Below are 6,476 nucleotides of genomic sequence, written 5' to 3' on the forward strand. Positions count from 1 at the left end.
CTGCACTTTATCGCCGATTTTAATTTCGCTGATATGTTCCTGGGGAATATTGATTTCCAGCCAAAGCTCATCCAGGTTGGCTACCCGATACAGCGGCGACATAGGGTCTACGTGCGTTCCTGAAACCGCCATTCGCTCAATGACCCTCCCCGTGATGGGCGACCTGATGCTGATCTGGCTGGCTAAACGGCCTGTGCTATCGAGTTGTTTGGCCTCGTTAGCGGCCATTCCGGCAATTTGCAGCAATTGTTTGGTTTCATTGGCTTCAATCAATGCGGCGTTATACAGGCTATACGCCTCTTGTTCGCTGCGGCCTGAAACGACACCTTCCTTACGTAATTTTTTGTCCCGATTGTAAGTTGCTGAGGCCAGTTTTAATGCGCCGACGGCTTTAAGGTAATTGCCTTGTAAGGTCAGCAAATCAGGGCTGTTAATCAGCCCTAAAACCTCGCCTTTATCGACCTTATCACCCACCGACGCACTCATTTTGACGACCAGTCCCGCTAGCGATGTGCTCACGATAAAGTCATGGGCAGGTGGAACGACCACTTTCTCCGGGGCGGTGAACAACGGGATATGGCTGGAGGGTTCCAGCTTGCCAATTTTTATGCCCAGAATGTCAATCTGTTACTGCGAAAGTTGGATGAAATTACCCTCTGCCCAGGAAATGGGGCTAATAGCAGACAAACCTAACATGGTAAGCAACAGCAAACTTTTTAGCTTATTCATGGCAAAACCCCCACCGCCTGGTTGTAGAGTGCAATATCGCGTTCCAACATGATTGCCCGTTCCTTTGCGCTCAGTATCGCTTGTTGTGTTGTGTCCTGGACTGTGCTTTCAACAAATCCATCAAATTGATCTCGCCCACGGAAAAACTAAGTTGCATCATGCCCAGATGCTCTTCGGCAACCCGCTTCAGTTCGTAGGCGATTTCCAGTTCGGCTTGGTTGACTTCCAGGTTATGTTCAGCCTCATGATGGGCAAGCTCCAAATCCCGGTAAAGCTGCTCGCGGTCTGCAATTAAGCGACTGAGTTCAACATTAAGGGCGGCGACTTGTTTGGTCTTTCAAACTTCGGGATAAACCTAACGCGCCTTTTGCCCGGTGCTGGTTCAGCACTGCGCCACGCCCATACCAAGCAAGACGAGTTTATCTACATATTGCACGGCCATCCCGTGTTAATTACCGATGCAGGAGAAACGCAACTCTCCCCTGGCATGTGCGCGGGGTTTAAAGCGGGTACGGGAAACGCGCACCAGTTGCTTAATCGCACTAGTGAAGAAGTGAGCTACCTTGAGGTTGGTGACCGCAGCGCGGGAGATTCCGCCCAGTACCCCGACGATGACCTACAGGCACTGCTTGTCGAAGGCAAATGGCAGTTTGCACACAAAGACGGTTCGCCATATTGAAGTCCGCGCTAATTCTGCCTTAGGGCTATTCATCAAGGAAGTTCACATGCAACATGTTTTAATCATTCATGAGGTCGAGGCTTATCCAGCATGGAAGGTTGTTTTTGACCAAGTGGTAGACATTAGAAAACGTGCTGGAGAAATCAGCTACCAATTGCTACGATACGACAACGATGCAAATAACATCGTCCACTTCTCGGAGTGGTCTTCGTTGGACAATGCCCGCCGTTTCTTCGAGTCTCCAGAGTTGGTGGAAATCAGGAAAAAGGCTGGCGTAAAAGCACCAGACTTTATTTACCTACAAGAGATAGAGCGTGGTGTGTTGTAGCTCTAACACTGCGTTCGAGAGGGACGCGCCAAAAGCGGCGCACCTCACCGCTTTGCGTTATTTTCCTTAATTAACCCACATAAATAATCAACAGGATCGATTACAGCCACCATTCCTTGCTATATCTGAAATCCAGATCAATACAAAATAATGGACAAACCCTACTCCCAAGCCTGCGAAAATAATAAAGCCCCTATTTTGGCGATCATCAGGAATGCGTTCAGCCAACCTGCTACCGTTTGGGAAATCGGCAGCGGCACAGGGCAACATGCTTGTTATTTTGCCAGCGAGCTTCCGCACCTTATCTGGCAGCCTACGGATTTGGCCGAGAATCTTCCCGGCATCAATGCATGGCGGGATGAAGCGCAGTTGCCTAACCTTATCCAGCCGCTAGTCCTCGATGTCACCGATCCTGTCTGGCCTTGTGATGTAATAGATGCGGTGTTTACTGCCAATACCCTGCACATTATGAGCTGGCAACAGGTTGAACTATTGTTTGAACGTTTACAAACTTATCTAAACCCGTTGGCGCGGGTTTGTATTTACGGCCCTTTTAACTACAACGGCAACTATACCAGCGACAGTAACGCCCGATTCGATCAATGGTTGAAAAGCCGTGATCCATTGAGCGGCATCAGGTATTTTGAAGCGGTGATAACTTTGGCTAAAAGTGCTGGACTTAAGTTACTTAATGACAGCGCCATGCCAGCGAATAATCGGCTGTTGGTATTGCAAAAATCAGGCAACATAATAAACCAGCCGATTACAAGGGACTTAAGTTAAACAAAAAAGCATCATACCGGCATGGATTGCCAATGGTCGTAGGGGCAATCCCTCGTGGTTGCCCTGGGGATGTCAAGGGATTGCGTTGAGGGCAGGAACAAGGCCTGCCCCTACGTCTGAACCCTTGCTAATCAGGACTAAATTTCACTGCTTTCCAGTACAGGCAGCACCCAATACTGAATCCCGGCTCCAGAAAACTCTTCTTTCAACCGCTTTAACAAAAGCCCAGTGCCATCTTCATCAATATGAATCTGGAAACAAACTTGTTTCTGACGACCGCTTACTTGCTCAGCCAATGACAAACCCTTGTTTTCATGATGATGCACGTTGACTGGAAAGCTGCTGAAGCCGTGTTCGGATTCCAGCGTCAACAGGCAATCGACCACGGCTTCTTCCAGGCTTGAAGGCGCATTAAGTATAACCAGACAATCTTTCATCACACAACCTCCTTGGCTAGTCCAAACCGTTTAAACAGTATGGGTAATAGGAATAAGGTCAGGAAGGTGGAGGATACTAGCCCTCCAATCACCACGATTGCCAATGGCCGTTGAATTTCTGAGCCGGGGCCGGTGGCAAACAATAGGGGAATCAAACCAAAAGCGGCAATGCTGGCGGTCATCATAACGGGTCGTAAGCGCCGGGCAGATCCGATAACCACGACTTTAGCCATGTCCATGCCGGTCACCAAAAGTTGATTGAAATAGCTTACCATCACCACGCCATTCAGTACGGCAATCCCCAACAGCGCGATAAAACCCACCGAAGCGGGTACGGACAGATATTCACCCGATACCCATAAGGCAAACACACCGCCGATCATCGCTAAAGGAATGTTGGAAAGCACCAATAGCGCCTGTCGTACTGAGCCGAAGGTTGAAAACAGTAACAGAAAAATCAGCCCTAGCGACACCGGAATCACCAATGACAAAGTAGCTGCCGCACGTTGTTGATTTTCGAACTGGCCGCCGAATGCCACGGTATAACCCGTGGGCAACAAAACTTTTTCAGCAACGGCTTTTTTGGCTTCATCAACAAAACCGACCAAATCCCGTCCTTCAACATTACTGCTAACCACCACAAAACGTTGTCCCTTTTCCCGTGCTACTGACACCACGCCTTCCAGTTTTTTTATTTTGGCAATGGCGGTAATCGGCACATGTCCGCCATTCGGCAAAGTGATTTGCAGGTTATCAAAATTGGTAATATTACTGTTACCGCGCAAGATTAACGGTGTGCGTTTAATGCCTTCCTGAACAATACCCAGTTTTAAACCTTCAATCTGGGCGCGTAACAGGGTTTCAATGCTGTCGCTATCCAGACCCAAACGCCCCACTGCCGATTTATCAATGCCTACAGATAAAAACTGCATACCCTCATTCTGTTTGGTAAAAACATCAGAGGAACCGGGTATGGCTTTCAATACAGCGGCTATTTGTGCCGCTTTCTCACTTAAGACTGCGAGGTCCGCGCCGAATAATTTAACCGCCACATCGCCGCGCGTACCCGTGAGCATTTCTGAGACCCGCATTTCAATCGGTTGGGTAAATTTGAAGGCAATTCCCGGCGTTTCCGCCATGACTTTGCGAATTTCTTCAATCAACTCTTCTTTACTGTGCATCCGCCATTGCGCTTTAGGTTTCAGGATCAAAAAGGTATCAGTATCATAAAAACCCATCGGATCCAGCCCCAACTCATCAGCGCCGACGCGGGCGACTATACTGACGATTTCAGGCACATTTTTGAGCAAGTTTTTTTGCACCTGTCCATCCAGCGTGACCGATTGTTCCAGCGTAATCGACGGCAACTTTTCGAGCTGTATAATGATGCTGCCTTCGTCCATTGTCGGCATGAAGGTGCTGCCAATCCGGGTAAACACTAAAGCGGTGATGACCAGTAATGCGCCTGCTATGATAAAAATCTTTTTGCTATTGTCCAGGCACCATAACAAGGTGGGTTGGTAGAGGGCGAGTAACTTACGTGGTAGCCAAGGCTCCTCATGCGTCACTTCCTTGAGCAAAAACGAAGCCAATACCGGAATGACGCTTAACGATAAAATCAGCGAACCGCCCAGCGCAAACACGATGGTCAAGGCAACCGGGGTAAACAACTTGCCTTCCAAGCCTTGCAAGGTCAGCAAAGGTAAAAACACAATGATGATAATCAAGATACCTGACGTGACTGGTACGGCAACTTCGCGGGTCGCCCGGTAAATGACATGCAAGCGCGGCAAGCGTTCGGCTTTTTCCTTATGCGCCAGATGGGTGATAATATTTTCGACCACGACCACCGCCGCATCGACCAGCATACCAATCGCAATCGCCAAACCGCCGAGGCTCATCAGGTTGGCCGACATGCCGATAACCTTCATCAGTATAAATGTCACCATCGCCGCCATTGGCAATGCCAAAGCGACGGTAAGCGCAGCGCGTAAGTCGCCCAAAAACAATATCAGTAAGATCACGACCAGCACGATGGCTTCCATGAGCGCATGGAACACCGTATCGACGGCCTTATCCACCAGATCGCCGCGATTATAAAAAACCTCTAGCTTTACGCCGTCAGGAAAACCCGGCGTGATTTCTGCCAGTTTCTGCTCAATGCCGACGATGGTTTGCCGGGCATTCGCACCGCGTAGGCTCAGCACCAAACCCGTGACCGCTTCGCCTTTGCCGTCTTTACTGACCGCGCCATAGCGGGTCAACGCGCCTATCGACACATCGGCCACGTCGTCGACGGTAATCGACATGCCTTGATTAATATCGACCACAATGGCTTTTACATCGTCTAGGGTTTTAATACGACCTTCGGCTCGGACTATCAACGCTTCTTCGCCCTCTGTCATGCGTCCCGCGCCATCGTTACGGTTATTGTTTTGCAACGCGCTAATCAACTTATCAATGTTAATCCCACGCGCTGACAATCGTAAGTTGTCAGGCATCACGACAAAACTTCTGACCAAACCGCCTAATGAATTCACATCGGCCACACCTGGAACTGTCCTAAGTGCCGGACGGATAACCCAATCCAGTAAATCGCGCTTTTCCATCAGGCTTAAACCGCCGCCTTCGATGGAGAACATGAACATTTCCCCCAATGGCGTGGTCATCGGCGCAATACCGCCTGAAACACCGACCGGTAAATCTCCCCACATCGTATTCAGGCGTTCGGAAATTTGCTGCCGCGCCCAATAGATATCGGTGCCTTCTTCGAAATCGACGGTTATATCGGTTATCGCGTATAGAGCAATGGAACGTAGCATGGTTTGATGCGGGATACCAAGCAGGTTAATTTCGATAGGCGCTGTAATCCTGGCTTCAACCTCTTCCGGGGTCATGCCGGGCGCTTTGACGATAATTTTTACCTGTGTGGGCGAGACCTCAGGGAAAGCGTCGATAGGGATGTTTTTGAACGCATAATAACCCCCGCCTGCCAGAAGAAACACGGCTAACAGGACGAGTATCCGTTGGCTGAGCGCAAAACGTATTAGCCCCGCCATTTATTCACCGCTCCCTAAGCCCAGCCACACAGCCTTGAGCGCCACCGCATTATTGATGGCGATCTCTTCATTGCCGGAAAAATTGCCGCTAATGACCGATCCGCCTGATTGTTTGCCCAATATGCTGATTTCGCTAACCCTGAAACTGTCTTTATCCCTGATAAAAACGTAAGTTTTACCTTCATTATGGGCAATCGCGGCATCAGGCAGTTTGTAAGTATTTGCATCAGTGGTTTGAATGACCTGAATAGTCACCTTTTGCCCAACACGAACTGTAGATGGATTATCCTGAATGACTGCTCTCGCCAAAATCGTCTGGTTTTCAGGGTTCACACTTTGGCCTAATACCTTGATTTCTGCATCAGCTAGACCGTTTTCCACCTGCACTTTATCGCCGATTTTAATTTCGCTGATATGTTCCTGGGGAATATTGATTTCCAGCCAAAGCTCATCCAGGTTGG

General features: G+C 49.2%; 9 protein-coding genes. 4 read left to right on the top strand and 5 right to left on the bottom strand.

What is annotated here, in order from left to right:
- Positions 1-519 (bottom strand): efflux RND transporter periplasmic adaptor subunit (locus tag ACLQ6D_RS04430; protein WP_411726076.1); only part of this gene is annotated, 519 nt, incomplete at its 3' end.
- A 9-nt stretch (positions 520-528) separates the two neighbouring features.
- Here ACLQ6D_RS04430 and ACLQ6D_RS04435 point away from each other — a divergent pair.
- Positions 529-693, top strand: coding sequence for a hypothetical protein (locus ACLQ6D_RS04435; RefSeq protein ID WP_411726077.1), 165 nt, complete (start codon positions 529-531; stop codon positions 691-693).
- Between the two features lie 106 nt (positions 694-799).
- On the opposite strand, the gene ACLQ6D_RS04440 is transcribed toward ACLQ6D_RS04435, so the two are convergent.
- A complete protein-coding gene (locus ACLQ6D_RS04440) occupies positions 800-991 on the bottom strand; it encodes a TolC family protein (RefSeq protein WP_411726078.1) in 192 nt (63 codons plus the stop codon).
- 63 nt (positions 992-1,054) lie between these two features.
- On the opposite strand from ACLQ6D_RS04440, the gene ACLQ6D_RS04445 reads away from it, so the two are divergent.
- The 3 genes from ACLQ6D_RS04445 to ACLQ6D_RS04455 all read left to right on the top strand — a co-directional run bounded on the left by ACLQ6D_RS04445 (position 1,055) and on the right by ACLQ6D_RS04455 (position 2,519).
- Positions 1,055-1,408 (top strand): cupin domain-containing protein, encoded by a 354-nt coding sequence (locus ACLQ6D_RS04445; RefSeq protein ID WP_411726079.1) that lies wholly within the window; start codon positions 1,055-1,057, stop codon positions 1,406-1,408.
- Positions 1,409-1,454: 46 nt separating this feature from the next.
- Positions 1,455-1,736, top strand: coding sequence for an antibiotic biosynthesis monooxygenase (locus ACLQ6D_RS04450; RefSeq protein WP_411726080.1), 282 nt, complete (start codon positions 1,455-1,457; stop codon positions 1,734-1,736).
- A 150-nt stretch (positions 1,737-1,886) separates the two neighbouring features.
- Positions 1,887-2,519, top strand: coding sequence for a DUF938 domain-containing protein (locus ACLQ6D_RS04455; protein ID WP_411726081.1), 633 nt, complete (start codon positions 1,887-1,889; stop codon positions 2,517-2,519).
- Between the two features lie 137 nt (positions 2,520-2,656).
- Here ACLQ6D_RS04455 and ACLQ6D_RS04460 read toward each other — a convergent pair whose 3' ends face one another.
- The 3 genes from ACLQ6D_RS04460 to ACLQ6D_RS04470 form a co-directional block, all read right to left on the bottom strand.
- Positions 2,657-2,956, bottom strand: a complete 300-nt coding sequence (locus tag ACLQ6D_RS04460; protein WP_411726082.1) for a DUF3240 family protein — start codon at positions 2,954-2,956, stop codon at positions 2,657-2,659.
- Positions 2,956-6,015: an efflux RND transporter permease subunit gene (locus ACLQ6D_RS04465; RefSeq protein ID WP_411726083.1), complete on the bottom strand. Its 3,060-nt coding sequence runs from the start codon at positions 6,013-6,015 to the stop codon at positions 2,956-2,958. The genes ACLQ6D_RS04460 and ACLQ6D_RS04465 overlap by 1 nt, the downstream gene beginning before the upstream one ends.
- The coding region (locus ACLQ6D_RS04470; protein WP_411726084.1) for an efflux RND transporter periplasmic adaptor subunit at positions 6,016-6,476 on the bottom strand (461 nt) is incomplete at its 5' end.

The sequence above is a fragment of the Methyloglobulus sp. genome (assembly GCF_046714055.1).
Lineage (GTDB): Bacteria > Pseudomonadota > Gammaproteobacteria > Methylococcales > Methylomonadaceae > Methyloglobulus.